Below are 26,449 nucleotides of genomic sequence, written 5' to 3' on the forward strand. Positions count from 1 at the left end.
GAGCAGACGGGTGGCGTTAGCTGGTGCTACCAGCTAACGTCCAGGTGGGATGACGGGGGACACCAGGCGCAATCCCGCGTCAGATGTCCCCTGCCCACTGAAAGCGGATGCTCGACGAATAGATGACCTCGTCCATCAATGTTCCCGTCTACAGCGACGCGCTCGTTCTGCTCGGCACCGCGGGCGTCGTCATTCCCTTGGTGCGGCGGTTCGGCCTCAATCCCGTTCTCGGCTATCTAGGCGCCGGCGCGATCCTGGGCCCTCTCGGCTTGGGATCGTTCATCGAGAGTTTTCCGCTTCTCTACTGGTTCACCGTTGTCGATCCCAAAAACGTCTCCGGCATTGCGAACCTCGGAGTTGTGTTCCTGCTCTTCCTCATCGGGATGGAGCTATCGTACGATCGATTGAAGGCAATGCGCCGCCTGATATTCGGGCTAGGCAGCTTGCAGATCGTACTCTCCACGGTGGCGATCGGCGTGGTCGTCGCCCTCCTGGGCAACAAAGCTCCGGTGGCCTTCATCCTCGGTGCCTGCCTTGCCTTGTCCTCGACGGCCATTGTCGTCGAGATGCTTTCCAGGCAGCGACGACTTAGTACAAACGCAGGCCGGGCAAGCTTCGCGACGTTGCTGGCGCAAGACCTGGCAGTCGCCCCTCTCCTGCTCTTTATCTCCATTTTTGGCGCAAGCGAGTCCGGTTCGGTCGTTGCGACGCTCCTTCTCGCGCTCACCAACGCAGCCATCGCGCTCGCGGTGATCGTCATCGTCGGCCGCGTCGTGATGCGACCGCTGTTCCGTCTGGTGGCATCAGTGGGCATGAGCGACCTGTTCGTCGCCACGACGCTGTTCGTGATCGTCGCAACCGGCGTGGCTGCCGCCGTGGCTGGCTTTTCCATGGCGCTCGGCGCCTTTGTCGCCGGACTGCTGCTTGCCGAGACGGAATTTCGCAAGGCGATCGAGACCGCCATCGATCCGTTCAAGGGCCTCCTGCTTGGTCTGTTCTTCTTCACGGTCGGCATGAATATCGATTTCCGCGAGCTCGCGCGTGACCCGGTCTGGCTGATCGCGGCTGCGGCCGGGCTGATCGCCGTAAAGTCCGTCATCCTCATCTTCCTGGCGCGGATGTTTCGCCTCTCATGGCCCGCTTCTATCGAAGTCGGGCTGCTGCTGGGTCCCGGCGGCGAGTTCGCTTTCGTCGGGATCGGAATGGCGACGACGCTTGGTCTAATCGATGCCAGCGTATCGAGCTTCACGGTCGCACTGACCTCGCTGACCATGATGCTCACCCCGGCGCTATCTCATGTCGCACGCCGACTGGCGCCGATGATGCGCGAAGACAAGCCGCCTGACCCTGAACTCGCCGTTGCGCCAAGCGGCGGGAGCGGCCATGCCATTGTCGTCGGACATGGCCGGGTGGGACAGGTCGTCTGTACGATGCTGGACCGGCACCAGTTCAAGTACATTGCGGTCGACAATGATGCCGCGGCCGTCCCCGAGCAGCGAAGACAGGGGCGTACCGTCTTTTACGGTGACGCAACAAACCCGGAGTTTCTGAAGAGCTGCGGCCTCATGGACGCCGCCGCTGTCGTCGTCACGATCAATCAACCTGAAAACATCGACGAAATTGTCGCGCAGGTCCGCGCGCTGAGGAAAGACATGCTGGTGGTTTCACGCGCCCGCGACGCCGACCACGCGCGGCATCTCTACCAAATCGGCGTTACCGACGCGGTGCCGGAGACCATCGAGGCTAGCTTGCTGTTATCGGAAGCCGCCCTGATCGGGCTCGGGGTGGCGATGGGTCATGTCGTCGCCAGCATCCACGAAAAGCGCGAGGAGTTCCGGCACGAATTGCAGAAGGCGGCGGGAAGCGCCGCGGTCACGCCGGTTCGGACGACCGGCACCAAAAAGCGGCGATTTTTCTGATGGACTGCGGCGGCGGCACGCCAACGGCCCTATCGCGCCTTGCTCCAGTCCGGCCGGATATTGCCGGACACGCCGTCGAACGCGCCCTCGACCAGTTCTGCCACCAACAGGCGGCTGTAGTCGACGGGTCCCGGCATGGTCACCCGTCCCTTCGGTATCACCCTGAAGCCGACGCGGCTGTAATAGGGTTCGTCGCCGACCAGAATGACCAAACGATGGCCCTTGGCCTTGGCGTCCTGCAGCGAACGATCGAGTAGCATGCGGCCGACGCCGCGCTTCCGGAACGGCGGCTCGACCGTCAACGGCCCGAGCATCAGGGCCGGCGTGTCGCCGATGCAAATCGGCAACTGGCGCACTGAGCCGACCAGCAATGTGCCGATCCGCGCCGTAAACGAGAGGTCGAGCAGATGATCGACATGCTCGCGCAGGCGGTAGGCGCTCAGCACGAAACGGCCGGGACCGAACGTGCGCTCGTGCAGCCGTTCGATCGCCTGGGCGTCCTTCGGTGTTTCGGCCAGGATGGTGACGTCAAGTTCGCTCATGATGGAGCGCGGGATAGCATCTGGCGACGGCGCGGTCCATCGCTGGAAGACGGCAATCCCTGTATTGCCTCAATCCCTGACAGGGGCGGGCTGGGACAAATAGGCCAGGAGCTTCATCTCGCGGCGGCCGCGTGTCACCGTATCCAGCACCAGCCCCGAGCTGACCGACAGCACCGCCACGATCATCAGGCCCATCGATAGCACCGCAGTCGGTAGCCGCGGAACGATGCCTTCCTCGAGATAGGTGACGATCACGGGGATCGCGAGGCCGATCGAGACCAGCATCAGGAAGATGCCGATCACCGTGAAGAACCGCAGTGGCTTTTCCGACCGGTACAGCTTCAGGATGGTGCCGAGGATCCGGAAACCGTCGCGCCAGGTGTTGAGCTTGCTGAACGATCCCTCGGGCCGGGCGTAATATGGCGTCTCGACTTCCGTCACCGGCAGCGCCAGTTCGAGCGCGTGAACGCTGAGCTCGGTTTCGATCTCAAAACCGTCGGACAGCACCGGAAAGGATTTGACGAAGCGACGCGAGAACACGCGATAGCCCGAAAGGATGTCCTTGAATGCCTGACCGAACACCGCGGAGAGGAAGCTCGTCAGCATCCAGTTGCCGGTGCGGTGGCCGGGCCGGTACGCCGCGACCGATTGGTCGACGCGAAAGCCCACCACCATGTCGAGGTGGCCGCTGACCAGCGCGTCGATCATGCGCGGCGCGCTCGGCGCGTCATAGGTGGCGTCGCCATCGACCAGTACATAGATGTCGGCATCGATGTCGGCGAACATGCGCCGCACCACATGCCCCTTGCCCTGGCGGCGCTCGCTGCGCACGATGGCGCCAGCCGTGCGCGCGACCTCGATGGTGCGGTCCCTCGAATTGTTGTCGTAGACGAAAATCTGAGCCGTCGGCAGCGCCTTGCGGAAGTCGGAGACCACGGTAGCGACCGAGGCCTCCTCGTTGAAGCACGGCACCAGAACCGCGATCCGTAGCGCTGGTGCCGTCATCGCGGGCACACAGAATCAAGTCTGTTCATGGAACATCTATACCGCAATCAGGCACTGGCCGGTTGAGGGAAGGCCGACTTATCCGCGGGCAAATCGAGCGTTGCGAACAGCAGGGTCCAGAGCGATAGCATGTCGATCGGAATAATATAATAAGGCGTAAAGATCGGATGGGTCATGAAGAAAATCAGGTTCACGGCGAGGTTTGCAGCGACCAGCAGGGCAACTCCTCTGGCTCGGCCCCGATCGGACCACCACAACCAAGCGGTCCAGCCGACCGATATCGCCAGCAAGGTGAATTGAACGTCAACAAGATAGCTCAAGAGTACGCCCGCATTCAGTTCAGGCGGCACGACATCGACGCTGCCGTAGGTGGTCGAGAACGGGCTCCCCGCATTGATCGCATTCGCGATCAGCGTCGGCACAATCCCGATCAGGAACGAAACACCAAACGCGAGCCCGTGCAGGAAAGTCTCCTTGCTGCGCGCCAGCAGGAACGCGCCGGCAAAACACAGGCAATAGCCTGCCGCCAGAAACAGGTTCGGCAAACGAAAGTTGACGGAAAGACCGATCAGCAGGCCCACCAGCGCAATGATAAGGAGCCGACGCTGTCGCCGGACCGCGAAGAGCTTCGCGGTCAGGAAGCCCGCGGCCGCGCATACCATCATGGTCGGCGCCACCGAATAGCTCGCCTTGCTCGGGTTGATCATCAGGTAAAGCGCCGCAAAGCCGAACACCGCCGCCAGCGCGAGCGATGCCGGTTCGCGTGCGCGGAACAGCGCAAGCAGCGCAAACGCGAAGATCGTGGCATTCGCCAGCACGTAGAGCGGAATCGCCTGAAATCCAGTGGGAAACAGCGAGAGGACGAAGCCGGTCCCCGGCGGATACTGCAGCACATACTTGTCCACTGCGGGAATGAAGGGATGGCAGGGCGCGCGCTTCACGTCATGCCATTCCGCGTAGCCGATCGCCTTCAGGCCGTTCTTGAGATAGTGGTCGTCGTCAAAGGTGACGTTGGTGTCGATGCCTCGGAGGCCGAACCTCTCGAACAGATGCGCCTGCCGCAGATAGCAGATGTCGTCATAGACACCGCGGCTTTCGCTCCAGCGCGAAATGCTCCAGACGTTGCTGGCCAGCACCGCCAGGAAGCCAATGGCGCAAAGTAGCCTCAGGACCCCCATCCTGCCCATGTCGATTCCCGCCCCCGTTTCCCCGCTTCTATGCATTGCGGGGCGGCGAAGCAACCGAGTCTTGCGTCAGCGCCAGGTCGCAGTCCGCGCGGCACCGTCGAGCACTTCGGCGATCCGGAGCCGTGTGCCCCTGGTCGTCTCCGCCGGCAGCGCGCCTGCCGCATAGAACCCGCACTCGACGATCTCGTGGTTGGGCTCGGGCAGGCGGTCCTGCCGAAACTGCCTGACGACATAGACCGCGACATGGTCGCGGCGGGAAACGTGGCCGTTGAAGAACAGGCCGTGCAGGACCGGCTCTCCGGTCAATTCGATCCGCCCCTCTTCCACCAGCTCCCTTCGCAAGGCTTCGAGAAAGGTTTCGCCGACCTCGACCCCGCCGCCCGGCAGGTGCCAGCCCGCGACATAGCTGTGCCTGACCAGGAACACCTTGTCATCGCCATCGACCACGACGCCGCGAACCCCGAGCGTCATGCCGCGGGCCATCCGCCAATAGAGGTGAAATACGCGTCGCAACTGCCGTTCGAAACGTTTTCGCAAGTGCTGCAGCGCCGTCACGCAAACCTCGGATGGACAGTTATCACGTTTGATCCTTATATCGCCGACATGATGGTGCGACGGCTCTATATCACAGAGAATGCGGCGGAGCGCGAATGACCGATACCTTCACGCTGGCGCATCTGTCGGACCCGCATCTGCCACCGCTGCCCGCGGCGCGGCTGCGCGACCTCGCGGGTAAACGTGCGCTCGGCTATTTCAATTGGACCCGCAACCGCCATAAATATCACCGCCGCGAGGTGCTGGACGCATTGGTTGCCGATATGCAGGCGCAGCGGCCGGACCACATCGCGGTGACCGGCGATCTCGTCAACCTGGCGCTGGAGGCGGAATTCATCCCGGCCCAGGCCTGGCTCGAAAGCGTCGGCACGCCGCAACAGGTGACCGTCGTTCCCGGCAATCACGACGCCTATGTGCGGGCGACGCGGCATCATTTCACCGGCGCGTTCGAGCAATATCTGCGCGGCGATGCCGCGGCGGACGGAGCGTCGTTTCCGTTCGTGCGGCGGCGCGGTCCGCTGGTGCTGATCGGAGTCTCCTCGGCGGTGCCGACGCTGCCATTGATGGCAACCGGCCGGCTCGGCCGCGCGCAGCTCGATGCGCTCGACCGCCAGCTTGCCCAGTTGCCGCCGGACGAGGCATTCCGGGTGCTGCTGGTCCATCACCCCCTGCAATCGAGTTCGCGGATGAAGCGACTGACCGACTCGAAGGCGCTGCGCGCCGTGCTGAAGCGGCGCGGCGCGGAACTGGTCCTGCACGGCCATGACCACATCCATTCGACGATGTGGCTTGAAGGCGCCGGCCACCAGATCCCCGCGGTTGGCGTGCCCTCGGCATCGGCGCTGGCGCACCGGCATTATCCGGCCGCTGCCTACAACCTGTTTTCGATCACGCGCGACGGCGGCAAATGGCGCTGCGTACAGACCGTGCGCGCCGTGGATGCCGACTTCCGTGTCAAGCAAATCAAGCAGGCGACGCTGCTTTAAAAGTTCTTCAAGCTTGCATACAGCGCCAATCCGAACAGCGCCACCGCGCCCAGCACGAAGCCGAGCACGAACATGCCCAGGCCGCGGCGGCGCGGTTTCTTTTCCACAACAGGTTCGGCCACGGGCATTGCCACCATCGCATGCTCGCGCTCGATCATGCGGCGCGCGACATAGCCGGTGACGGCATCGACGATGACGGGCACATCATGCGACTCGGCAAGCACGATGCGGCCGAAGCGCGTATCCTGCACGAAGCGGTAGATGCGCTTGTCGCGTCCCATCACGATATGCGCGACCACGTCGATCCACAGCCGCGGCGTTTCGCCCTGACTGACACCGCGATCGAACAAATCGATTTGCTCCGGCACCTCCGCGAACAGCGGATCGAGCGCCTCGTTCAGGATCTCGAGCCGCGCGACCTCGGCATCGCGCAGTTCGACCACGACGCCGGTCCGATCGGCGGCCTCGATCCGGGCCTGGCGGAGCGCATCGCGCAGCCGGGTCGGTCGCATGTCGCGGGCTTCGTTGCCGGTATTTTGCGCGTTTGACATCGGGAGCCGCCTTTATCCTGCAGGGGTTAGCCTAGGCTTAACCTAGCAGTAACCATGCCCTGCGCAATGGTTGTTTGTTTTCAATGAGTTATGCTTCCGGCTTTATCCCCCGTGGCGGCCCCCCACCCGGCCGTCCCTTGCAAGCGGGAGGGTGCTCGCTGAAAAAAGCAAACGGCCCCAGCCGGAATTCCGGATGGGGCCGCCTGTCCTTGGACGTTTCTTCTGATAGGTGGGCAGCAGCCGGTCAGGCCGAGACGCGCGAGGGCTCTTCGACGATCGAGAAGCGTACGCCGGCTTTATGGCGGCTCTCTTCCGAGACCTCCTTCCAGCACTCTTCGGCTTCCTTGCGGGTCTTGAACGGGCCTTTGACCTGGGCCGAGCCTTCGACGAGCTTGTGAAAGTTCATCGAACCGAACTCGCCGCCGATCACCCAGAAATTGCTGCCTTTGGTCATTTTCAGTCTCCTGTTGTCCGAGTAGCGTGATCAGTCTGGAATCCGGCCAGGCCCCAGACTGATCAATTCCACCGTTAGCCGAACTGGTTCATCGTGTTGTGGACGCCGCCCGCCTTCAGAGCGGCTTCACCGGCGAAATACTCCTTGTGATCGTCGCCGATATCGGAGCCGGCCATGTTCTGATGCTTGGCGCAGGCGATACCCTGACGGATCTCCTGGCGCTGAACATTCTTCACATAGCCCAGCATGCCCTGCTCGCCGAAATACTCCTTCGCGAGATTGTCAGTCGACAGAGCTGCCGTGTGATAGGTCGGCAACGTGATCAGATGGTGGAAGATGCCGGCACGCTTTGCTGAATCGGCCTGGAAGGTGCGGATGCGCTCGTCGGCTTCAATGGCCAGCGGCGTATCGTCGTATTCCGGCTTCATCAGCTCGGCTCGATTGTACTTGCTGACATCCTTGCCAGCTTCCTTCATCGCGTCGTACACCTGCCAACGGAAGTTGAGCGTCCAGTTGAACGACGGCGAGTTGTTGTAGGCCAGCTTTGCGTTCGGAATGACCTCGCGAATACGGTCTACCATCTTGGCGATCTGCTCGATATGCGGCTTCTCGGTCTCGATCCACAGCAGGTCGGCACCGTTCTGCAGCGAGGTGATGCAGTCGAGCACGCAGCGATCTTCGCCCGTGCCGGCACGGAACTGATAGAGGTTGCTGGCAAGCCGCTTCGGACGCATCATCTTGCCGTTGCGGTTGATGATGACATCGCCATTCCGGGCCGTGGCGGCTGTCACTTCCTCGCAATCCAGGAAGCTGTTGTACTGATCGCCGAGGTCGCCGGGCTTGTGGCTCACAGCGATCTGCTGCGTGAGACCGGCACCCAACGAGTCGGTGCGGGTCACGATGATGCCGTCTTCGACGCCCAGTTCGAGGAAGGCATGGCGGCAGGCCCGGATCTTCGCCAGGAACACCTCGTGGGGCACGGTCACCTTGCCGTCCTGGTGGCCGCACTGCTTTTCGTCGGAGACCTGATTCTCGATCTGCAGGGCGCACGCACCCGCCTCGATCATCTTCTTGGCGAGCAGGTAGGTTGCCTCGGCATTGCCGAAGCCGGCGTCGATGTCGGCGATGACGGGCACGACATGGGTCTGGAAGTTGTCGATCTTTTCGATCAGCGCCTTTTCCTTCGCCTTGTCGCCTTCCTTGCGGGCCGCGTCGAGCGCGCGGAAGATATCGTTGAGCTCACGGGAATCCGCCTGACGCAGGAAGGTGTAGAGCTCTTCGATCAGCGCCGGCACCGAGGTCTTCTCGTGCATCGACTGATCAGGAAGCGGTCCGAACTCGGAGCGAAGCGCGGCGATCATCCAGCCGGAGAGATACAGATAGCGGCGATCGGTCTTGCCGAAGTGCTTCTTGACCGAAATCAGCTTCTGCTGCGCGATGAAGCCATGCCAGCAACCGAGCGACTGGGTGTACTTGGTGGGATCGGCGTCATAGGCAGCCATATCACTGCGCATCAGCGCCGCGGTGTACCGGGCGACGTCCAGGCCGGTCTTGAAGCGGTTCTGCAGACGCATGCGCGCCACGGCTTCGGCGGTGACGCCATTCCAGGTCGGCTGGGCCTTCAGGAGTGCTTCAGCAGCTCCAATCTCGCTCAGATAGGAAGCCGGTCCCTGGATAGTCCGGTCACTGATTCCACGCGGCTGGTAGTTCATGTGCATGATCCTTGTCTTCCACTGTCTTCAATCGACATTCTTGACAGTGCATTGCGAAACGTCCTGAGAGCTAAACGCGGAAAAGAGAAATTCGTACAGATACCTTGCATTTTATTGGTGATGTCTTGTAACATATGAACTTGTAACAGATGTTATTTTGTAAATTTTGTCACAATCTTAGATCAGGAACCTTGCTATGGCCGCCGAATCCGGAAAGAAGCTTTTTGTCGGGCCGAGGTTCCGGCGGATCCGCCAGCAGCTTGGGCTGTCGCAGACCCAGATCGCCGAGGGGCTCGGGATCTCGCCGAGCTACATCAACCTGATCGAGCGGAACCAGCGGCCGGTGACGGCGCAGATCCTGCTGCGGCTGGCCGAGACCTATGATCTCGACCTGCGGGACCTCGCCACCGCCGATGAGGACCGCTTTTTTGCCGAGCTGAACGAGATTTTTTCCGATCCGCTGTTCCGCCAGATCGACCTGCCGAAGCAGGAACTGCGCGACCTCGCCGAACTCTGCCCGGGCGTGACCCATTCGCTGCAGCGCCTCTACGCCGCCTATACCGAGGCCCGCCGCGGCGAGACGCTGGTGGCGGCCCAGATGGCCGACCGCGATGAGGGCGCCCGCTTCGAGGCCAACCCGATCGAGCGTGTCCGCGACCTGATCGAAGCCAACCGCAATTATTTTCCGGAACTCGAACAGGCCGCGGAAAATTTGCGCGACGAACTCCACGCCTCTGCCGAGGAACTGTTTGCCGCGCTCGTTGCGCGGCTGCGCGAAAAGCATTCGATCGTCACCCGCATCATGCCGGTCGACGTGATGCGAGAGACGCTGCGGCGGTTCGACCGCCATCGCCGGCAGCTTCTGATCTCCGAGCTGGTCGACGGCTCGGGCCGGGCCTTCCAGCTCGCGCTGCAGATTGGCCTCGCCGAATGCGGCGCATCCATCGACGCCATCGTCAACCGCGCCGGCCCGCTCGACGACACGCCGAGGCGGCTCTATCGGATTACGCTGGCGAACTATTTCGCCGCCGCCGTCATGATGCCCTATCAGCCATTCCATAGTGCTGCGGAAAACCTGAACTACGATGTGCACGTGCTGGCGCAGCGCTTCAATGCCGGCTTCGAGCAGGTGTGCCATCGCCTCACCACGCTGCAGCGGCCGAACGCGCGCGGCGTGCCGTTCTTTCTGCTGCGCGTCGACAATGCCGGCAACGTCTCCAAGCGATTCTCGTCTGGCACGTTTCCGTTCTCGAAGTTCGGCGGCACCTGCCCCCTTTGGAACGTGCATTCGACCTTCGACACGCCGGACCGCCTGCTCAAGCAGGTGATCGAGCTGCCCGACGGCACGCGTTATTTTTCCATCGCGCAGATGGTGCGCCGGCCGGTCGCACCGCACCCGCAGCCGCAGCCGCGCTTTGCGATTGGTCTGGGCTGCGAAATCCGTCATGCCTCGAAGCTCGTCTACGCCGCCGGGATGGATCTGGAGAAGGCGGAGGGCACGCCGATCGGCGTCAACTGCCGGCTTTGCGAACGCGAAAACTGCAGCCAGCGCGCCGAGCCGCCGATCACGCGGACGCTGATCCTGGACGAGAACACGCGACGGGTGTCGTCGTTCGCATTTTCGAATGCACGGGAGTTGTGAAGCCCACACGCTCTCCCCACGTCGTCCCTGCGAACGCACTAGGGCATCTACACGTCTTGGGGACGCGACAGATTGACTCGGGGCGGCATGATGTGCGTTCGCCGCAGCGTTTTGTATGATTCTCTCTCTGGCGCTTTGATTCGAAGGAGCGCCAGAGATGCAGCAGGAACCGGATTTGTCCCTGGGTAAGTTTGGAGACGTTCGCCTCGATAAAAGGGGGCGGCGCTTCTCCGGGCTATGCTTTGCACGCGCAGTGTCTGTTTGCGCCAGATGGCGCAGGGCAACTGGGCCGCGAACATGGCGTTCTGGCGGTTTGTGAACAATCCGCAAGTCACGATCGACAAGCTGATTGAAGGCTGGAGCCTGCAGACGTCGATGGCGGTCAGCGGGCGTCATGTGCTGTCGATCCAGGACACCAGCGAGATCAACTTCCACACTCGTCCGGGACATCGGCGCGACTTGGGCAAGGTCGGCAAAGGCAATGCTCGCGGCGTGCTGCTGCATGCCATGATGGCGGTCGATGCCGATAGCGGGGTCTGTCTCGGGCTCACCGGCGGTGAGGTGTGGACGCGCAAGCGCAAGGCCAGGATCGCTCACGAGAAGCGCGCCTTGGCCGACAAGGAATCGGCGCGCTGGGTGACGACGGCTAAGCAAGGCTGCGAGGTTCTGGTCGCTGCTCGTATGATCACCGTCGTCAACGACCGCGAGGGGGATTTCTTTGCTCACTGGTCGCTGACACCCGCTGACAATGTCCACCTCCTGTCGCGCGCCATGCACGACCATGCGCTGGTCGATGGCGGCACGCTTTATCAGGCGGTCGCGCGGGCCCGCTTCTGCGACAAGGCGGTGATCGATCTACCAAAGCGAATGGATCGCCACGGTCGCCAGGCCCACCTCTCCATGCGCCTCGGAACCGTTGTGCTCAAACGACCGCAGCGCCCCGGCGTGAAAGACCTGCCACAGGGCGTCAAAGTCAGCTTCGTGGAGGTCGTCGAGTTGCACCCCCCGAAGAGCGCCAAGCCCATTCATTGGTTGCTCCTGACCACTCATCCGGTCGTCACCGCCGCCGATGCCTGGCGGATCGTCTCCTGGTACAAGCAGCGCTGGATCATCGAACAGCTCTTTCGCTCGCTGAAGAGCCAGGGTCTGCGCATCGAGGATAGTCAGCTCGACAGCGCTGAAGGCCTGATCAAACTCGTGGCGATCGCCACCAGAGTAGCATGTATCGTCATCCAGCTCGTTCAAGCCCGCAATGGCGGCGAACAATTGCAGGTCGAATTTGTGTTCACGCCGGACGAGATCGAAGCGCTCAAGGCCATCAACAAAACCCTGAAAGGCCGCACCGAGCTCCAGAAGAACCACCATCGCCCCAACACTGTCGCCTGGGCGGCATGGATCATCGCAAAGCTCGGCGGATGGACCGGTTACGCCTCTCATCGCCCACCTGGACCAATCACCTTCCACATGGGAATGGCTCGCTTCCAACTCCTCGTATATGGCCCGGCAAGCGTGTAGATGCCCTAGTGCGTTCGCAGGGACCCATAGCCACCGGCGGACGTTGTGAGAGGCGCTGTAGCCACGGCCTGGCAGAACATGAACATTTGTGGTTATGGGTCCCCTGCGTTCGCAGGGACGACGGATAGATATGCGCTCGCATCCTCGCGGCGCGTTGCGCCCGAGTTGTGCTTGAATTCTTCACCCCCCTAAAAATCAGAGGGTGCAGGGAAGGCCGGGTGCTGGCTGGCACCCGCGGTCTCGTGTGCAATAAGCGCTAAAGAAACGCACACGAGCATACAGGTATCAGCCGAAACAACCGGCCTTCCCTGCGCAATGGTTTGACGGCTTATGCCGAGCTCTCCCCGGAGACGAATTCCTCTTGCCTCCGTCGCCGGCGAATTGGCGGCTCGCATCGCCCGGTTGAGCTTTGCAAACCTCCGCCGGCTTGACACCAGCCACGGGTGCCAGGACCACACGGTTTCGCCGTACGCGACCCGCCTTCGCCGATGCTTCGCCAGGCCTGGTACTCGCCCGTCGAGCTCTTAAGCGAAGGCGAAGGAAACGCCGTTCGTCTGGCGCGCTGGCATCGCTCACGGGAAGCCCGCCCTGCGATTCCGATCACGCGCCCGGCGCTTTCGCGTCCAGCGCAGCCCGGCCCAACGTTCGTGACGATGGCCAACGCCCCTCTTGCGGGCCGGGATGGCGGGAGTTGTAGGACTGATTTGGGTCGCGCGAGAACAGGTTTCTTTTTTCGCGCAGGACTGGACCGGGCAAATCAGCTTGAAATGATTGAGAAACTTTTTGTTTGCGCGCAATGCCCGTGGGGTTGATTAGCGGCAGCGTCAGCCACCAAACTAAAAGGCATGCGGCGGATGATGCTGTCGCCAATCCGGCCTGCGACCTGGGCCACCTGAGCACGAAATTTCGGCGCGAAGATGAAGGACTGTTCATCAGCATTACATCGCGGGTCGGTCCATCGGGAAAAACCGGAACATCGCTGCATCCAGGACGTTGCATTTCGTCCAACGACACGAAGGAGAGACCAATGCTGAAACCATTGATTGCCGCGACCGCCGCCCTGCTGGTCGCAACCTCGGCGTTTGCGCAGAGCGACAAGATGAAATCCTCGGATTCCTCTGAGTACTCGTCGGCACAGAAGAAGATGCAGAAGACGTCGGAACAGAAGATGAAGAAGAGCAAGGCTTCGACCGCGAAGGGGGCACCGGAAAGCGCACCCGGCACGACCACCGGAGCGGGTGCGAAGAAGTACTAATTCTCCAACAGCGCGGCCCGGCATCGATGCCGGGCCGTTTCGCGTGCGCATGTCCACAGGTTCGATCTTTCTATAGGTCCTCTCGTGTCTTTGGCGCAGTGCGATACATCAATGGACCGCTTTCTCCCGCCGGCAAGCCGCTTCTGTGTCCCGCTGGTGACGATCACATTTAAAACGTGGGTATTCCGCAATTTTGCGATGGAACGGCCAAGCCGATTCGCTAGTTTAAAAGTAGCGATTCTCAGAACTCGCGGATGGATGCAGGGCCAATGTTGCGACGCGTCAAGCTGATGAACCCGTTCGAAATCGTCCAGGACCGGCTTGCGCCGGAGCGGCCGCAGCCGATCGAGCGTAAGGTCGTCAATCGCGCCGCCCGTTCCACGCCGGTCTGCGACGCCTGCGGTTCCGACGACATCATCTGCCACGCCACGGCGCAATGGAGCAACGAAGCGCAGGAATGGCAGCTCGCCAACACTTTTAACCAGCCGGCGCACTGCAACACCTGCCACCGCGACGTCAATTTGGTGTGGCTGACGCTGAATTAGAGCACTACGCCCTACTCTCTCCATCGTCATGCCCGGGCTTGTCCCGGGCATCCACGTCTTTGCTCGCGATCGAGATAGTCAAATCGTGGATGGCCGGGACAAGCCCGGCCATGACGGAGAGCGCATCAAATCTCCGCATACACCTCCAGCAGGTTTCCATCCGGGTCCCTGAAGAATAGCGTGCGATGGCCGAACGGCTGGTTGGTCGGCGGCTCGAGCAGATCGACGCCGTGCCGCACCAGCTCGTCGGCACAGCGATCGACGTCATGTGCGCCAACCTTGAAAGCGAGCTGCAGCGACGCGCTGCCTGTGGGCGTCGGCGCATCCTTCGCCGTCCGGCTCGGCCGGGCCAGAGCGAGCGTGTTGCCGCCGATCTGGTATTCGATCCAGCCCGCCGACAATTCGCGCGTCAGGGATAAGCGAAGGACGTCCTCATAGAAGCGGCGCATCGCCGCCATGTCGCGCACGAAGATCACGGTGTAGTCGATCGCGCGGATGGATTGGAAGGGAGAAGTGGTGGGTGCGTTCTGATCGGTCATGATGGCTTTCGAATTCGGCGCGCAGCCCGGATCGGTCCGCGACCTAAGCTTTCTCGAAGTGAAAAGCAACCACGCGACCGTTCTGCGGAGGCAGAGAAACATCGCCCGGCAGTTTCCAATTACCCGGTTCACCGCTGATCCAGGTAGTCCCGTCGATTCCCGACGTTACGACTACGTCGGCCAGCGCGGTTAGAAAGACCTCGGCCCGATCGTGGAACATTCCGCCACTTGGCATCGGCACCAAGCGGTGGAACGACTCGAACGACACAATACCGTCCTCGGACATCAGCCAGTCCCTTGCCGCGGATATCAAATACCACGAACCATTTCTCGCGATCTGGACCGGCCCGGAGTCCAGCAGAAGCAGATATTCGACGACACGCGCCGCAAGACGCGCGCCGGTTGGGTCACTGCCAACGAACATCTCTGGCCGTTCTCGGATGCAGGTGACGGCGTTAGCTACGATCTGGATATCCTTCTCGGAGTAGACTGGCTGCTTATCCATTCGCTGATTCTCCCCGATGGTCTGCCGGTCTGGGCCCGCCCCAGATCCGCTCCTCCGTCCAACCCAGCTCCGCGAATTCCGTCGCCCGCAACGGCGCTTCACCTGCCGAGAAGAACTCGTCGAGTTGCGGCGGGCTCACCGAGGTGCCCGAGAGCATGGCGTGGGCCTGGCCGCGATGATGCACCTGGTGCTGGAACAGATGCAGCAGCAAGCGGTCCATCCGTTCGCGCTGGATGGAGGTGCCGCGATGCACGGAGACGATACGCTGCAAGCCCGCGCCGTCCAGCGCTTCGACGACCGTGAGCAAACGTTGATCGACTGCGGCCTGTGCTTCCTTCAGCGTGGCGACCGTTGCGCAAGGTTCCTGATCCGCCCAGGCGGCCGGGCCGAGCGTGCCGCCTTCCATCGCATCGACGTAAAAATGGTCGATGATCAGGATGTGATTGAGCGTGGCGCGCAGGCTTGGGAAGAAGCCGGTTCGCTTCGCGGTGAATTCATCCTGCGACAGCCCGAGGCAGGCTGTGAGCAGCCGATGGTTTGCCCAGGCGTTGTTGTACGCCATGGCGCGATAGGGAAGTACGTCGCTCATTTGCGTTGCCAGCCAGTAGCCCGCATGAGCGCAGCGATATGCGGAGAACGATAGTGAAGGTCCCGGATATTGCTTCGCTCATCCGGGCATCTACGCACGCCCGTCATTGCGAGGAGCGAAGCGACCGAAGCAATCCATATCTCCATTTGCCGCGCTATGGATTGCTTCGCTTCGCTCGCAATGACGGCTCGGCGATACGGCCTCCCTACTCCGCCGCCTGCTGCGTCGGCGCTTCCAGCACCTCCAGCACCTTCGGCGGCGACATCGGCAACGCGTAGAAGCGTTTGCCCAGCGCGTTGTAGATCGCGTTCGCCACCGCGGCCATCACAGGCACCAGCGGCACTTCGCCGACGCCCTTGACGCCTTGCGGGTGTTTCGGGTTCGGGATCTCGACCATGATGCAGTCGATCATCGGCAGGTCGGAGCAGACCGGCATGCGGTAGTCGAGGAAGCCGGGGTTATCGACCTTGCCCTCTTTCGTGTAGATGTATTCCTCGTTCAGCGCCCAGCCGATGCCTTGCGCGACGCCGCCCTGGAGCTGGCCCTCGACATAGCCGGGGTGGATGGCGCGGCCGACATCCTGCACGGCGGTGTAGCGGATCACGCGCGCGATGCCGAGATCGACGTCGACCTCGACGTCGCAGACATGCGTGCCGAAACCGCCGTCGGCGCCTTGGGTGTTGAGCTGCACGCCGGCCCCGATGGGGCCGCCCATCGCAGGTGCTTTCTCGGCGAGCTCTTCCAGCGTCAGCGGCTCGAACTGGCCGGCGTTCGGGCTCGCCGGATGGGCCGCGCCGTTCTCCCACTTCACCGCTTCGGGATCGATCTCCCAGATCTTCGCCGCGCGCTCGCGCAGCGTCTGGATGATCTTCTCCGTCGACTGCGTCACCACCATCGACGAGGCGAACAGCACGCGGCTGCCGCCGGTCAAGTTGGAGAAACCGACCGTCTGCGTGTCGCCGATGATGACGGAGACGCGGCGGTAGTCGATGCCGAGCAACTCGGCGCAGATGTTGGCGATGCCGGCGCGCGAACCGCCAATGTCCGGATGCCCGGTGGTGACGACGACGTTGCCGTCTTCGGTGATGTTGACCTGCGCGGAAGATTCGCCGCCGGCGTTGAACCAGAAGCCGGAAGCGACGCCCCTGCCTCGTAGTTTTCCTTGCAGCTTGCCGTTGCCGTCGCCGAGCGGCGCGGCGTAATGCGGCGAGGCTTTAGCCGCTTCCACCGTCTCGACATAGCCGATGCGCGGGAACACCGGGCCGTGCGCGGCCTTGGTGCCTTCCTTCGCGGCGTTGTTCAGGCGGAAGTCGAGCGGGTCCATCTTCAGCGCTTCGGCGACTTCGTCGAGCACGCATTCCACCGCATAGGCGCCGATCGGCGCGCCCGGCGCGCGATAGGCCGCGACCTTGGAGCGGTTGGAGCAGACGTCGTAGCCTTCCGAGAGCAGGTTCGGAATGTCATAGGGCGTGAAGCTGCAGCCCGCGGCGCCGCGGATCGGCGAACCCGGGAAGGCGCCGGCCTGCAGGTAGAAGGTGCCATGCGCGGCGACGATCTTGCCGTCCTTGGTGGCGCCGATCTTCACCGTGCTTTTCGAGCCTGAGGTCGGGCCGGTCGCGCGCATCACTTCCTCGCGCGTCATCACCATCTTCACCGGGCGGCCGGATTTTTTCGCAAGCAGCGTCGCGAGCGGTTCGAGATAGACGATGGTCTTGCCGCCAAAGCCGCCGCCGATCTCGGCGGGGATGGCGCGGATGTCACTCTGCGGGATGCCGGTGAGATAGGCCGTCATCGCGCGCACCATGAACTGGCCCTGGCTGGAGCTCCAGATCGTGGTCTTGCCGTCTGGCGCCACCGAAATCAGGCAGGCATGCGGCTCGATATAGCCCTGGTGCACCGGGCGCGTGGTGAAGGTGCGCTCGATGACGAGGTCGGCCTTCTTGAAGCCTTCCGCGATGTCGCCCTTCTTGTGCTCGAGGCGGCCGACGATGTTGGAGGGCTTGCCGTCGAACTTGTTGAACTCGTGCAGAACAGGCGCATCGGGCTTGAGCGCATCGTCAATCTCGATCGACCACGGCAACACCTCGTAATCGACCTCGATCAGCTTGCAGGCTTCCTCGGCGATCGCTTCCGTGGTCGCGGCGACGGCGGCGATGGGGTGTCCCGGGAACAGCGCCTTGTCGCGCGCCATCACGTTGCGGCACATCCAGCGCATGTCCTGGATGCCCAGCATGACAGCGCCCTTCTCGATCGGGAAATCGACGATGTCTTTTGAAGTAACGACGGCCTTCACCCCCGGCAGTTTCTCGGCCTTGGAGGTGTCGATCGATTTGATGCGCGCATGCGGATGCGGGCTGCGCAAAACCTTGCCCCAGATCATGCCGGGCATGGTGGTGTCGGCGGCAAACTGGGCGCGGCCGGTGACCTTGTCCATGCCGTCGGGACGGATGGTGCGCTGGCCGATCCATTTGTTGTTGGTGACGAGGTTCATGGGGCTGTCTCCCGAGAATTAGTGCGCGCGCATTTCGGCAGCGGTTTCCATTACCGCGCGGACGATCTTGTCATAGCCGGTGCACCGGCAGAGATTGCCGGCGAGCCAGAAGCGGACTTCCTCTTCACTCGGGTCCGGGTTTTTCTTGAGGAGCGCGTCGGACGCGACCAGCATGCCCGACGTGCATATGCCGCACTGAAGCGCGGCCATTTCGAGAAATTTTTGCTGCAGCGGATGCAATTTCTCGCCCTGCGCCAGGCCCTCGATGGTCCTGATGTCGTGGCCCTCGGATTCGACCGCGAGCATCAGGCAGGAGCAGACCAGCCGATCGTCAATCGTGATCGAGCAGGCGCCGCAATCGCCTGAGGCGCAGCCTTCCTTGGAGCCGGTCAGGGCAAGCGGCCCGCGTAGCGCGTCGAGCATGGTATCGCTGGGCTCGCACAGAAATTCCATCGGCTCGCCGTTGATGGTGGTCGTGACGTGAACTTTAGCCATGAATTACTTTCCTTGCGCGCGTTGGGCGGCGATCGCGGCGGTGCGCTTGAGCAGCACGCCGGCCACCTTGATGCGATAGGCGATGGTGCCGCGCTTGTCGTCGATCGGGCGGCAGGCGGCGGAGCAGGCGCTGGCTGCCTTCGCCAGCGCGGCGTCGTCGAGCTTTGAGCCGATCAGCGCTTTCGCAGCGTCTTCCACCAGCAGCACGGTCGGCGCCACCGCCCCCAAGCCGACGCGGGCTGATGTGACGATGCCGTCCTTCATGGTGAGGCTGACACCGCAGCCGACCACGGCGATGTCCATTTCGGTGCGCGGTATCATGCGCAAGTAAGCATCGCTCGATCCGGGCGGGCGCGGCGGCAGCGTGAAGCTGACGAGGATCTCGCCGGGCTTTAAGTTGGTGCGGCCGGGGCCGGCGGGGACGTCCTCCACCTTCATCTCGCGGCGGCCATCCGGGCCCTGCACGGTGACGGTGGCGCCGGCCGCGACCATCGCGGGCACGCTGTCGCCGGCGGGCGAGCCGTTGCAGAGATTGCCGCCGGCGGAGGCGCGGCCCTGCACCTGCTTGGAACCGATCAGGTTGACCGCTTCGAGCACGCCAGGCCAGACCTTGCCGAAATTCCGGTGTTCGGCGAGCGCCATGCCGGAGACCGCGGCGCCAATGCGAAAGCCGCCATCGGCGGTCTGTTCGATTGCCGTCATCTCGGGGATTTTCTTGATGTCGACGATCACGCCCGGCTTGAGCACGCCCGATCGCATTTGCACCAGAAGATCGGTGCCGCCGGCCAGGATGCGCGCGGCGCTGCCGGCTTTCGCAAATGCACCGACCGCTTCGTCAAGCGTATCAGGCGCCAAATATCGGAGTTCCGTCATGGTCTTCCGCCATCTCCCTCGTTCCGCCCGCCCCGGTGATTGTCGGCTCACCTTCAAAAGTCGGGCAGACCGCAAGCCTACACGGGGAAAAGCGGTTGGAACAGCCTGCGAGATCAGGTTGATACGGCAGGCTCCTATGCGCATGACGGGGCTTGCGCGGCCGATTGCGCCGAGGCGGGGATCGCTTGGGCAGAGTCCCATCCGCCGTCATTGTAATGACGGGGCTGGCACCGTTGGCTAATGCAGTCAGCCGGTCTAAAACCCGGGCTTCGGATTCACGATTTTTGTGGGGGATGGATGCCGCTTTTCAGATTCCTCGTTGCTGCCACGGCGTCCCTGACACTTTCATCCCCCGCCATCGCCCAAACGGCTCCCTCGCCTGTCCGTTCCGCACCGAGACCTGTGGTCGCACCGGCACCCGGTCAGCAGCCGCCGGCCGCCGCTCCGCGCGCACCCCGCGGCGCGGCTTGCCACAACGGCCTGTCGTTCGACCGCTTCCTGGCCGACCTCAAGCAGCAGGCCGCCGCGGAGGGCGTGTCGCAGCGCACGTTGGCCGAAGCGGCGCCCTACCTCGTCTATGACCAGGGCATCGTCAACCGCGACCGCGGCCAGCGCGTGTTTGGCCAAGTGTTCACCGAGTTCGCACGGAACAGGGCGTCCGATGGCGCGGCGAAAAATGCGCAGGCGCGAATCCGGATGCATGCGGCCGCGTTCAACCGCGCCGAGAAGGAATATGGCGTGCCGCCGGCCGTGATCGCTGCGTTCTGGGGGCTGGAGAGCAGTTTTGGCGCCGAGCTAGGCAATCTGCATACGCTGCGCTCGCTGGTGTCGCTGGCCTACGACTGCCGCCGCTCCGAGATGTTCAGCAAGGAAACCATCGCCGCGCTGAGGATCATCGAACGCGGCGATCTGACGGCAAGCGAGATGATCGGCGCATGGGCCGGCGAACTCGGGCAGACGCAGTTCCTGGCGACGCACTACTTCAGCTACGCGGTGGACTATGACGGCGACGGCCGCCGCAACCTGTTGCGCAGCGCGTCCGACGTGATCGGCTCGACCGCGAACTATATCGCCAACGGTTTGAAATGGCGGCGCGGCGAGCCGTGGCTGCAAGAAGTGCGCGCGCCGCAGAACTTTCCGTGGGAGCAGGCTGACCTCACGACAAAGCTGCCGCGCGCAAAATTCGCGCAGCTCGGCGTCACCTATCCCGACGGCCGGCCGCTGCCGAACGACGACCTGCCGGCCTCGCTGCTCTTGCCGATGGGCCGCACCGGACCGGCGTTCCTGGCCTATGCGAATTTCGCCGCCTATACCGAGTGGAACAACTCGCTGATCTATTCGACCACCGCCGCCTATCTCGCCAGCCGCATCGCCGGCGCCCCGCCAATGCGGCAGCCATCGGCGCCGGTCGCACAACTGCCGCTCAACGAACTGAAAGAGCTGCAGCAACTCCTGGTGCGCGCCGGCTACAATGTCGGCAAGGTCGACGGCGTGATGGGACAGTTGAGCCGCACGGCGGTGAAGGCGATGCAGATCAAATACGGCCTGCCGGCGGATTCCTGGCCGACGGCGGAGCTCTTGGCGCGGATGCGCGGCCCCAGCGTCCAGGCGCAGCCCGCCGGCCTGGTGATGCCGGCGGCGCGGTAGCTCTTCTCCCTCTCCCCGCTCTTCGCGGGGAGAGGGTTGGGGTGAGGGGCTCGATCCGCGAGCGAAATCTATCCGAGAGACCTGTACCCCTCACCCGGATCGCATCTGACGATGCGATCCGACCTCTCTCCGCAAGCGGGGCGAGCTTCAGCAGCGTCACGCGCGTTCGGAATATTTCGCTGCATCAGCATCCTGCCCGAGTTGCATTTCCTAGGGCGCTTCCCATCTCGAGCAGCACCTCATCCTCTTGAGATGAATTTCCACATCACGAAAAGAGCATCGCATGTCTTTCCACGACCTAACCGTGCCCGCCTTCCTGCAGATTCTCGGCAGCCTTTCCGGCCTGCTCGGCAAGGCGGAAGCGCATTGCAAGGCAAAGAACATTCAGCCCGAAGTGCTGCTCAATGCCAGGCTTTACCCGGACATGTATCCGCTGACACGCCAGGTGCAGACTGCCTGCGATTTTGCCGCGAAGACCTGCGCCCGGCTGACCGGCAACGAAGTGCCGTCCATACCCGACACCGAAAAGAGCTTTGAGGAATTGCAGCAGCGGATCGCGAAAACGACCGATTATGTGAAGGCATTCAAGCCGGCGCAGTTCGAGGGCGGCGAGACGCGCGAAGTGACCTTCCCGATCGGCCCCAGCAACACCATGACGATGAAGGGCCAGCAATATCTCGTCAATTTCGCATTCCCGAATTTTTACTTCCACGCCGCCACCGCGCACGGCATTTTGCGCCATAACGGCGTCGAGATCGGCAAGCGCGATTTTCTCGGGGTGAGGTAATCGTCAGCGCAAAGCGGCTAGCTCGCGCGCAAGGTTTTCGCGGGCTTGGCCGTCATATCTTGCGGCAAAGGCCGGATCGGGAAAGATCACTGGCCGCGCGGCGAACTGGCCGAGCACATGAGCGCGGCCGGCGCGATAGTCAGCGTCCGGCACGTGGATGAACTCCTGCCGGATCGCGGCAGCGTAAGCGTCGTAGCGCGCGGGCTCCGCGCCGAGAATGCTGAGGTCGATCGAGATCAAAATGGCGCCCAGGCGATCGTCGCCCTGGACGTCGTGTGTCTTTGTCAGGCGGATCAGGCGGGCTACTTCCGCTCCGATGTCCTCGCGGACGTGCTGCTCGGCCAGCCGCGCGCTGAGCTCTTCATTGTCCGAGCGGGTCGGGTCGTAAACGACATCGTGCCACCAGATCGCCTCGGTCAGGATTTCGCGCTCGCGCTCCGAAAGATTGTCAACGCGCGCGAGCGCAGCGAGGCAGTCTTCGATATGCGTGAGGTTGTGGTAGTGGCGGCCCGGCGCGGTGTATGCGGCGATCACCTGTTCGCGGTTCATCGCAAGGCTCCGCGTCTCTGCTGTAGGGTGGGCAAAGTCGCGAAGCGACGTGCCCACCGTACAAGTGCTACCGCATCGTGATCGCTAATCCGCTGAGATCGGCGTTCGCCATCAAGCCGACCTGGTGCCCGGTCAATTCCAGCACCGCGCCCTTCTGGTTGGTGAGCACAATCGCGCGCGCGCCGCGGCCGACCGCCAGGCCCGCGCCGGCGGCGCCGTAGACGCCCGCGACATCGGAGGGGCGCCAGATGTTGCTGACGCGGCCGCGCAGCACGGTCTTCGATCCGCCGAACACCAGGCCGTAGTCGAGCCCGCCGGTCGACAGCGGATAGCGTCGCCCGTGAAAATTCAGAACACCGCTGCCGCCGGAGCCGCCGATGATCCATCCTGCCTTGTAGATCGTGAGCTGCACGAAACCTTCGTCGGCATGCGCGGCGGAGGACAGCGTGACGCCGGCGAAGGCCGCAAACGCGAGCACGGTGGCGCGAACGGCGGATGGCATGTTCATGGATCGTATCTCCGGAGGTCTTGCAAATCGGAAAAGTGTCAGGCGGGGTTTGCGTTGCAGATTGAGTCGCAACTATCGGATTGTAGCCAATCGGCGCAAGGGGCAAAGCATATTCAGGCCCTGCGCGACGCGCTCTGTGCCGACCCGCGCCGTATGCGCGACACAATTTCATCACGATTGCACGAACAAAAAATTGCGGACCTGTGAACTGCATTACTGTCACAGCAAGCGTAACCCGCTATTTCGTGTCGGGTGAATTTCCCAGACGGGCGGGACCGTCAAACCTATCGGCGGGTCGTGAAGCGCGTGCGCCGCTGCCTTTCCAGCGAGGCAGCGGCGCGCTAGGCTTCAAGGCACCGAACCATCCACGAGGTGTCCCATGCCCCCGATCCAGCATTTTGCGCCACCCGCCGGCGTCAAGGCCCCGCCGCTATCCTTTGCCACGCGCACCGGCGACCTGCTGTTCATCTCGGGCATTCCGGGTTTTGACGACAAGGGCGCGCTGGCGGATGGTTTCGAGGCGCAGTTCGGCTTCGTTGTCGCCAATATCAAGCGCGTGCTCGACGAGGCCGGCGCGACGTTTCGCGATCTGGTCAAGGTCAACGTGCTGCTGACGCGCGCATCCGACGTCGCCACGATGAACGTGCTGTATGCGTCGGCGTTCGGGCCGGCGCCCTACCCCGCCCGCACCACCTGCGTGGTGCAGGCGCTGCCCGACCCGAAGATGCTGATCGAGATCGAAGCTGTTGCCTCACTGACGAAGGCGTAGAAAGCGTAGGGCGACTAGCGAAGCGTAATCCGCCATTCACGGCAAGGTCGGCGGATTACGCTACGCCAATCCGCCCTACGGAACATCTCACGGCTTCGGCATGGATTCCTTCAGTGTATTGCCGACGAAATCGGCGGCATGGCGATAGGCGGCATCGTTGTCGCCGCGGAACGTCACCGTTCGCCGCATCAACAGTTTCTCGGCTTCGACGTCGAGCAACTGGATTTCGCCCCATTGCACCAGCGTGCTCATCTTGCGGATGCCGCCATAGACCACGAGTCGCGCGCCGGCCTTGCGCGCGGCGGCGATGAAGACGTCCTGCGACATGCTGGTGGCGGTGCAGGGGTGATCTGGGCATTCGATCGGCACCACGCGATAACCGCCCTGCGCCGCGAGATTATCGCGCAGCAACGCGGCAAACGACGCCACTCGCGCCTGATGCTCAGCGCTCTGGTCCGTGACCTCGCCGGAAGTATCGAAATAATCGAAATCCGCTACCGCGACCGCGATTGGCGCGGCGGCCGGCGATCCGCTCGATGCAAGCGACAATGCGGCCAGCGCGCAGAGCATCGTCAGCACGGCGCTCGCGCCATCGCGCCGGCGTGAGGCGTGCCATCCGGTTGCCGTTTGCGTCATGCCTGGCCTCCTTCAACTCCGACCGTCAGCATCGCCACGCTGCCGACCGGAGCAAATTGTAACCGACATATGTAGGGTGGGCAAAGGCGCGCAGCGCCGTGCCCACCTTTCTTATGTCTTCGCGATGGTGGGCACGCTGTCGCTTTGCCCACCCTACGAAATCGTCCCTCTTGTACAAGCGGGCGCGCTTGCTATCCTCTGGCAAAACCAAGCAAGAGGAAACGCGCCATGCCCCTTCTCCAAAATCACATCGCCGTCATTACCGGCGCAGGTTCCGGTATCGGGCGCGCGATTGCGAGCGGCTATGCACGGGAGGGCGCGCGGGTCGTGCTGCTCGACAGGGACGAGAACGCGGTAGCAGAAGCGGCAAAGGAAATCCGCGACGCCGGCGGCAATGCGGACAGCTTTGCGCTCGACGTCAGCAAACGCGAGGATTGCGTCGCGATGGCGAAGCAGATCGCCGATAAGGTCGGCCAGGTCTCGGTCCTCGTCAACAATGCCGGCATCGTCCGCCGCAACGGCATGCTGGGCGCGGCAGAGGCCGTGATCAGCGACTGGGAAGACATCATCGCGATCAACCTCACCGGCGTCTTCAACGTGACGCATGCCTTTCTCGATCCCTTGCGCGCGAGCAAGGGGCGCATCGTCAACATCGGCTCGATCCAGTCCTTTGTGCATGTGCGCACGCCGAGCTCGCCGGCCTACACCGCCTCCAAGCACGGCGTGCTCGGCTTCACCAAGGCGCTCGCCGCCGAACTCGGCAAGGAAGGCGTCCGCGTCAATGCAATCGGCCCCGGCTTCATCGCAACGCCACTGAACGCCAATGCCCGCGCCAACAATCCGGAACTGGTGAAGACCTTCATGGATCACACGCCGCTGGGACGTGCCGGCACCGCGGAGGACATCGTCGGCCCCGCGATCTTCCTGGCGTCCGATCTGTCGGCTTACGTCTCCGGATCGATCGTGATGGTCGACGGCGGCTATCGGGCGGTGTGAGGTCATCATGTCCAATGCCCCGCATTTCGACATCGACGTCCCCGCCTTCTGGGCCGATCCCTATCCCGCGCTGGCGAAGATGCGGAAAGAGACGCCGATCGCGTTCGTGCCGCAGCTCGGCTCGACCGTGTTCACCCGGCGCGACGACATCTTTACCCAGGAGAAGCGCATCGACGTGTTCTCCTCGCATCAGCCGAACGGGCTGATGAACGTGCTGATGGGCCACAACATGATGCGCAAGGACGGCGAAGCGCACATGACGGAGCGGCAGGCGATGTTTCCCGCCGTCTCGCCGCGCACGGTGCGCGATACCTGGATCCGGCAATTCCAAGCCCATGCCGACCGCATCCTTGATGAGCTCGTGCCGCAAGGCTCCGCCGATCTCTGCAAGGCGTTCGCGCTGCCGCTGTCGGCCGAATGCTTAAAAGACGTCACCGGGCTGACCAACATGCGCTACCAGGACATGGACGCATGGTCGCAGGCGATGATCGATGGCATCGCCAACTATACCGGCAACAAGGAGGTCGAGGCGCGCTGCCATGCCGCGACCGCCGGCATTGATGCTGCGATCGACGACATGATTCCGGTGGTGAAGAAACACCCCAACACCTCGATCCTGAGCGTGCTGCTGGCATCAGGCCAGAACATGGAGAGCATCCGCGCCAACATCAAGCTCGCGATCTCCGGCGGCCAGAACGAGCCGCGCGATGCGATATCAGGCGCGACCTGGGCCTTGCTGACGCATCCCGATCAACTCGCGCTGGTGCGCGAGGGAAAAGCAAAGTGGATCGACGTGTTCGAGGAGTATGCGCGCTGGATCGCGCCGATCCAGATGTCGCCGCGCCGCGTCGCAAAACCGTGGACGTATCACGGCGTCGACTTCGAACCGGAGGACCGCGTGTTCTTCATGTTCGGATCGGCCAACCGCGACGAGGCCTGTTTCAACCACCCCGACCGTTTCGACATCACGCGCGATACGCAAAAAAGCATCGCCTTCGGCGCCGGCCCGCATTATTGCGCCGGCGCGTTCGCCTCGCGCGCCATGGTGGCCGACGTGGCGTTGCCGGGCCTGTTCGCGCGGCTGCAAGGCCTGCGGCTGGACGAGCGCGAACCAGTGCGGATCGGCGGGTGGGCGTTTCGGGGGTTGCTCAATCTTCCGGTGAAGTGGGATGCGAACTAGCGTCTCTCTGCCGCGCA

At 63.0% G+C, this 26,449-nt stretch carries 27 protein-coding genes; 11 read left to right on the plus strand and 16 right to left on the minus strand.

What is annotated here, in order from left to right:
* Positions 1–122 precede the first annotated feature (122 nt).
* Positions 123–1,919 (plus strand): cation:proton antiporter domain-containing protein, encoded by a 1,797-nt coding sequence (locus V1290_RS11375; RefSeq protein ID WP_334364491.1) that lies wholly within the window; start codon positions 123–125, stop codon positions 1,917–1,919.
* A gap of 29 nt (positions 1,920–1,948) precedes the next feature.
* Here V1290_RS11375 and V1290_RS11380 read toward each other — a convergent pair whose 3' ends face one another.
* From V1290_RS11380 to V1290_RS11395, 4 genes are all read right to left on the minus strand, one after another.
* Positions 1,949–2,461 (minus strand): GNAT family N-acetyltransferase, encoded by a 513-nt coding sequence (locus V1290_RS11380; protein WP_334364492.1) that lies wholly within the window; start codon positions 2,459–2,461, stop codon positions 1,949–1,951.
* A gap of 69 nt (positions 2,462–2,530) precedes the next feature.
* Positions 2,531–3,466: a glycosyltransferase family 2 protein gene (locus tag V1290_RS11385; RefSeq protein ID WP_334364493.1), complete on the minus strand. Its 936-nt coding sequence runs from the start codon at positions 3,464–3,466 to the stop codon at positions 2,531–2,533.
* A 47-nt stretch (positions 3,467–3,513) separates the two neighbouring features.
* Positions 3,514–4,653, minus strand: coding sequence for a hypothetical protein (locus tag V1290_RS11390; RefSeq protein WP_334364494.1), 1,140 nt, complete (start codon positions 4,651–4,653; stop codon positions 3,514–3,516).
* Positions 4,654–4,719: 66 nt separating this feature from the next.
* On the minus strand, positions 4,720–5,208 hold the full coding sequence (locus V1290_RS11395; RefSeq protein ID WP_334364495.1) for an NUDIX domain-containing protein: 489 nt from the start codon (positions 5,206–5,208) through the stop codon (positions 4,720–4,722).
* Positions 5,209–5,303: 95 nt separating this feature from the next.
* On the opposite strand from V1290_RS11395, the gene V1290_RS11400 reads away from it, so the two are divergent.
* On the plus strand, positions 5,304–6,194 hold the full coding sequence (locus V1290_RS11400) for a metallophosphoesterase family protein (protein ID WP_334364496.1): 891 nt from the start codon (positions 5,304–5,306) through the stop codon (positions 6,192–6,194).
* On the opposite strand, the gene V1290_RS11405 is transcribed toward V1290_RS11400, so the two are convergent.
* From V1290_RS11405 to V1290_RS11415, 3 genes are all read right to left on the minus strand, one after another.
* Positions 6,191–6,745 (minus strand): hypothetical protein, encoded by a 555-nt coding sequence (locus tag V1290_RS11405; protein ID WP_334364497.1) that lies wholly within the window; start codon positions 6,743–6,745, stop codon positions 6,191–6,193. The two genes, V1290_RS11400 and V1290_RS11405, sit on opposite strands and share 4 nt — an antisense overlap.
* Positions 6,746–6,989: 244 nt before the next feature.
* On the minus strand, positions 6,990–7,199 hold the full coding sequence (locus V1290_RS11410; RefSeq protein ID WP_036013800.1) for a DUF4170 domain-containing protein: 210 nt from the start codon (positions 7,197–7,199) through the stop codon (positions 6,990–6,992).
* 74 nt (positions 7,200–7,273) lie between these two features.
* Complete coding sequence (locus V1290_RS11415; RefSeq protein WP_334364498.1) at positions 7,274–8,911, minus strand: isocitrate lyase; 1,638 nt, start codon at positions 8,909–8,911, stop codon at positions 7,274–7,276.
* A gap of 196 nt (positions 8,912–9,107) precedes the next feature.
* On the opposite strand from V1290_RS11415, the gene V1290_RS11420 reads away from it, so the two are divergent.
* From V1290_RS11420 to V1290_RS11435, 4 genes are all read left to right on the plus strand, one after another.
* Entirely contained in the window at positions 9,108–10,553 is a 1,446-nt protein-coding gene (locus V1290_RS11420) for a helix-turn-helix domain-containing protein (RefSeq protein ID WP_334364499.1), read from the plus strand.
* 270 nt (positions 10,554–10,823) lie between these two features.
* Positions 10,824–12,068, plus strand: coding sequence for an IS4 family transposase (locus V1290_RS11425; RefSeq protein ID WP_334368994.1), 1,245 nt, complete (start codon positions 10,824–10,826; stop codon positions 12,066–12,068).
* Between the two features lie 1,027 nt (positions 12,069–13,095).
* Positions 13,096–13,323, plus strand: a complete 228-nt coding sequence (locus V1290_RS11430; RefSeq protein ID WP_334364500.1) for a hypothetical protein — start codon at positions 13,096–13,098, stop codon at positions 13,321–13,323.
* A gap of 269 nt (positions 13,324–13,592) precedes the next feature.
* Entirely contained in the window at positions 13,593–13,868 is a 276-nt protein-coding gene (locus V1290_RS11435) for a hypothetical protein (RefSeq protein ID WP_334364501.1), read from the plus strand.
* A gap of 125 nt (positions 13,869–13,993) precedes the next feature.
* Here V1290_RS11435 and V1290_RS11440 read toward each other — a convergent pair whose 3' ends face one another.
* The 6 genes from V1290_RS11440 to V1290_RS11465 all read right to left on the minus strand — a co-directional run bounded on the left by V1290_RS11440 (position 13,994) and on the right by V1290_RS11465 (position 19,360).
* Positions 13,994–14,407: a VOC family protein gene (locus V1290_RS11440; RefSeq protein ID WP_334364502.1), complete on the minus strand. Its 414-nt coding sequence runs from the start codon at positions 14,405–14,407 to the stop codon at positions 13,994–13,996.
* Positions 14,408–14,450: 43 nt separating this feature from the next.
* Positions 14,451–14,912 carry a hypothetical protein gene (locus tag V1290_RS11445; protein WP_334364503.1) on the minus strand — a complete coding sequence of 154 codons (462 nt, stop codon included), beginning with the start codon at positions 14,910–14,912 and terminating at the stop codon, positions 14,451–14,453.
* Entirely contained in the window at positions 14,905–15,501 is a 597-nt protein-coding gene (locus V1290_RS11450; RefSeq protein ID WP_334364504.1) for a DinB family protein, read from the minus strand. The genes V1290_RS11445 and V1290_RS11450 overlap by 8 nt, the downstream gene beginning before the upstream one ends.
* 205 nt (positions 15,502–15,706) lie before the next feature.
* The gene (locus V1290_RS11455) at positions 15,707–17,992 is read right to left on the minus strand and encodes a xanthine dehydrogenase family protein molybdopterin-binding subunit (RefSeq protein WP_334364505.1); all 2,286 of its coding nucleotides are present in this window, start codon (positions 17,990–17,992) and stop codon (positions 15,707–15,709) included.
* 18 nt (positions 17,993–18,010) lie between these two features.
* Positions 18,011–18,487 carry a (2Fe-2S)-binding protein gene (locus tag V1290_RS11460; RefSeq protein WP_334364506.1) on the minus strand — a complete coding sequence of 159 codons (477 nt, stop codon included), beginning with the start codon at positions 18,485–18,487 and terminating at the stop codon, positions 18,011–18,013.
* 3 nt (positions 18,488–18,490) lie between these two features.
* Positions 18,491–19,360, minus strand: coding sequence for an FAD binding domain-containing protein (locus tag V1290_RS11465; RefSeq protein ID WP_334364507.1), 870 nt, complete (start codon positions 19,358–19,360; stop codon positions 18,491–18,493).
* Positions 19,361–19,657: 297 nt separating this feature from the next.
* Between V1290_RS11465 and V1290_RS11470 the strand changes: the two genes are divergently transcribed.
* The gene (locus V1290_RS11470) at positions 19,658–21,007 is read left to right on the plus strand and encodes a lytic murein transglycosylase (RefSeq protein ID WP_334364508.1); all 1,350 of its coding nucleotides are present in this window, start codon (positions 19,658–19,660) and stop codon (positions 21,005–21,007) included.
* 283 nt (positions 21,008–21,290) lie between these two features.
* On the plus strand, positions 21,291–21,794 hold the full coding sequence (locus tag V1290_RS11475; RefSeq protein WP_334364509.1) for a DUF1993 domain-containing protein: 504 nt from the start codon (positions 21,291–21,293) through the stop codon (positions 21,792–21,794).
* A 3-nt stretch (positions 21,795–21,797) separates the two neighbouring features.
* Here V1290_RS11475 and V1290_RS11480 read toward each other — a convergent pair whose 3' ends face one another.
* Together V1290_RS11480 and V1290_RS11485 are read right to left on the minus strand one after the other, a co-directional pair.
* Positions 21,798–22,343 carry an HD domain-containing protein gene (locus tag V1290_RS11480; RefSeq protein WP_334364510.1) on the minus strand — a complete coding sequence of 182 codons (546 nt, stop codon included), beginning with the start codon at positions 22,341–22,343 and terminating at the stop codon, positions 21,798–21,800.
* 67 nt (positions 22,344–22,410) lie between these two features.
* Positions 22,411–22,851 carry a hypothetical protein gene (locus V1290_RS11485; RefSeq protein ID WP_065745853.1) on the minus strand — a complete coding sequence of 147 codons (441 nt, stop codon included), beginning with the start codon at positions 22,849–22,851 and terminating at the stop codon, positions 22,411–22,413.
* 379 nt (positions 22,852–23,230) lie between these two features.
* Between V1290_RS11485 and V1290_RS11490 the strand changes: the two genes are divergently transcribed.
* On the plus strand, positions 23,231–23,620 hold the full coding sequence (locus V1290_RS11490) for a RidA family protein (RefSeq protein WP_213288421.1): 390 nt from the start codon (positions 23,231–23,233) through the stop codon (positions 23,618–23,620).
* Positions 23,621–23,707: 87 nt separating this feature from the next.
* On the opposite strand, the gene V1290_RS11495 is transcribed toward V1290_RS11490, so the two are convergent.
* On the minus strand, positions 23,708–24,256 hold the full coding sequence (locus tag V1290_RS11495; protein WP_334364511.1) for a DUF2380 domain-containing protein: 549 nt from the start codon (positions 24,254–24,256) through the stop codon (positions 23,708–23,710).
* Positions 24,257–24,484: 228 nt separating this feature from the next.
* On the opposite strand from V1290_RS11495, the gene V1290_RS11500 reads away from it, so the two are divergent.
* Together V1290_RS11500 and V1290_RS11505 are read left to right on the plus strand one after the other, a co-directional pair.
* Positions 24,485–25,252 carry an SDR family NAD(P)-dependent oxidoreductase gene (locus V1290_RS11500; RefSeq protein WP_334364512.1) on the plus strand — a complete coding sequence of 256 codons (768 nt, stop codon included), beginning with the start codon at positions 24,485–24,487 and terminating at the stop codon, positions 25,250–25,252.
* Positions 25,253–25,259: 7 nt separating this feature from the next.
* Positions 25,260–26,432, plus strand: a complete 1,173-nt coding sequence (locus V1290_RS11505; RefSeq protein ID WP_334364513.1) for a cytochrome P450 — start codon at positions 25,260–25,262, stop codon at positions 26,430–26,432.
* Positions 26,433–26,449 lie beyond the last annotated feature (17 nt).

Origin of the sequence: Bradyrhizobium sp. AZCC 1578 (assembly GCF_036924675.1) — a bacterium.
Taxonomy (GTDB): Bacteria; Pseudomonadota; Alphaproteobacteria; order Rhizobiales; family Xanthobacteraceae; genus Bradyrhizobium.

Coding starts and splice junctions, on each gene's coding strand:
- V1290_RS11375 (WP_334364491.1), top strand. CDS start 123: ATGACCTCGTCCATCAATGTTCCCGTCTACAGCGACGCGCTCGTTCTG.
- V1290_RS11380 (WP_334364492.1), bottom strand. CDS start 2,461: ATGAGCGAACTTGACGTCACCATCCTGGCCGAAACACCGAAGGACGCC.
- V1290_RS11385 (WP_334364493.1), bottom strand. CDS start 3,466: ATGACGGCACCAGCGCTACGGATCGCGGTTCTGGTGCCGTGCTTCAAC.
- V1290_RS11390 (WP_334364494.1), bottom strand. CDS start 4,653: ATGGGCAGGATGGGGGTCCTGAGGCTACTTTGCGCCATTGGCTTCCTG.
- V1290_RS11400 (WP_334364496.1), top strand. CDS start 5,304: ATGACCGATACCTTCACGCTGGCGCATCTGTCGGACCCGCATCTGCCA.
- V1290_RS11405 (WP_334364497.1), bottom strand. CDS start 6,745: ATGTCAAACGCGCAAAATACCGGCAACGAAGCCCGCGACATGCGACCG.
- V1290_RS11410 (WP_036013800.1), bottom strand. CDS start 7,199: ATGACCAAAGGCAGCAATTTCTGGGTGATCGGCGGCGAGTTCGGTTCG.
- V1290_RS11415 (WP_334364498.1), bottom strand. CDS start 8,911: ATGAACTACCAGCCGCGTGGAATCAGTGACCGGACTATCCAGGGACCG.
- V1290_RS11420 (WP_334364499.1), top strand. CDS start 9,108: ATGGCCGCCGAATCCGGAAAGAAGCTTTTTGTCGGGCCGAGGTTCCGG.
- V1290_RS11425 (WP_334368994.1), top strand. CDS start 10,824: ATGGCGCAGGGCAACTGGGCCGCGAACATGGCGTTCTGGCGGTTTGTG.
- V1290_RS11430 (WP_334364500.1), top strand. CDS start 13,096: ATGCTGAAACCATTGATTGCCGCGACCGCCGCCCTGCTGGTCGCAACC.
- V1290_RS11435 (WP_334364501.1), top strand. CDS start 13,593: ATGTTGCGACGCGTCAAGCTGATGAACCCGTTCGAAATCGTCCAGGAC.
- V1290_RS11440 (WP_334364502.1), bottom strand. CDS start 14,407: ATGACCGATCAGAACGCACCCACCACTTCTCCCTTCCAATCCATCCGC.
- V1290_RS11445 (WP_334364503.1), bottom strand. CDS start 14,912: ATGGATAAGCAGCCAGTCTACTCCGAGAAGGATATCCAGATCGTAGCT.
- V1290_RS11450 (WP_334364504.1), bottom strand. CDS start 15,501: ATGAGCGACGTACTTCCCTATCGCGCCATGGCGTACAACAACGCCTGG.
- V1290_RS11455 (WP_334364505.1), bottom strand. CDS start 17,992: ATGAACCTCGTCACCAACAACAAATGGATCGGCCAGCGCACCATCCGT.
- V1290_RS11460 (WP_334364506.1), bottom strand. CDS start 18,487: ATGGCTAAAGTTCACGTCACGACCACCATCAACGGCGAGCCGATGGAA.
- V1290_RS11465 (WP_334364507.1), bottom strand. CDS start 19,360: ATGACGGAACTCCGATATTTGGCGCCTGATACGCTTGACGAAGCGGTC.
- V1290_RS11470 (WP_334364508.1), top strand. CDS start 19,658: ATGCCGCTTTTCAGATTCCTCGTTGCTGCCACGGCGTCCCTGACACTT.
- V1290_RS11475 (WP_334364509.1), top strand. CDS start 21,291: ATGTCTTTCCACGACCTAACCGTGCCCGCCTTCCTGCAGATTCTCGGC.
- V1290_RS11480 (WP_334364510.1), bottom strand. CDS start 22,343: ATGAACCGCGAACAGGTGATCGCCGCATACACCGCGCCGGGCCGCCAC.
- V1290_RS11485 (WP_065745853.1), bottom strand. CDS start 22,851: ATGAACATGCCATCCGCCGTTCGCGCCACCGTGCTCGCGTTTGCGGCC.
- V1290_RS11490 (WP_213288421.1), top strand. CDS start 23,231: ATGCCCCCGATCCAGCATTTTGCGCCACCCGCCGGCGTCAAGGCCCCG.
- V1290_RS11495 (WP_334364511.1), bottom strand. CDS start 24,256: ATGACGCAAACGGCAACCGGATGGCACGCCTCACGCCGGCGCGATGGC.
- V1290_RS11500 (WP_334364512.1), top strand. CDS start 24,485: ATGCCCCTTCTCCAAAATCACATCGCCGTCATTACCGGCGCAGGTTCC.
- V1290_RS11505 (WP_334364513.1), top strand. CDS start 25,260: ATGTCCAATGCCCCGCATTTCGACATCGACGTCCCCGCCTTCTGGGCC.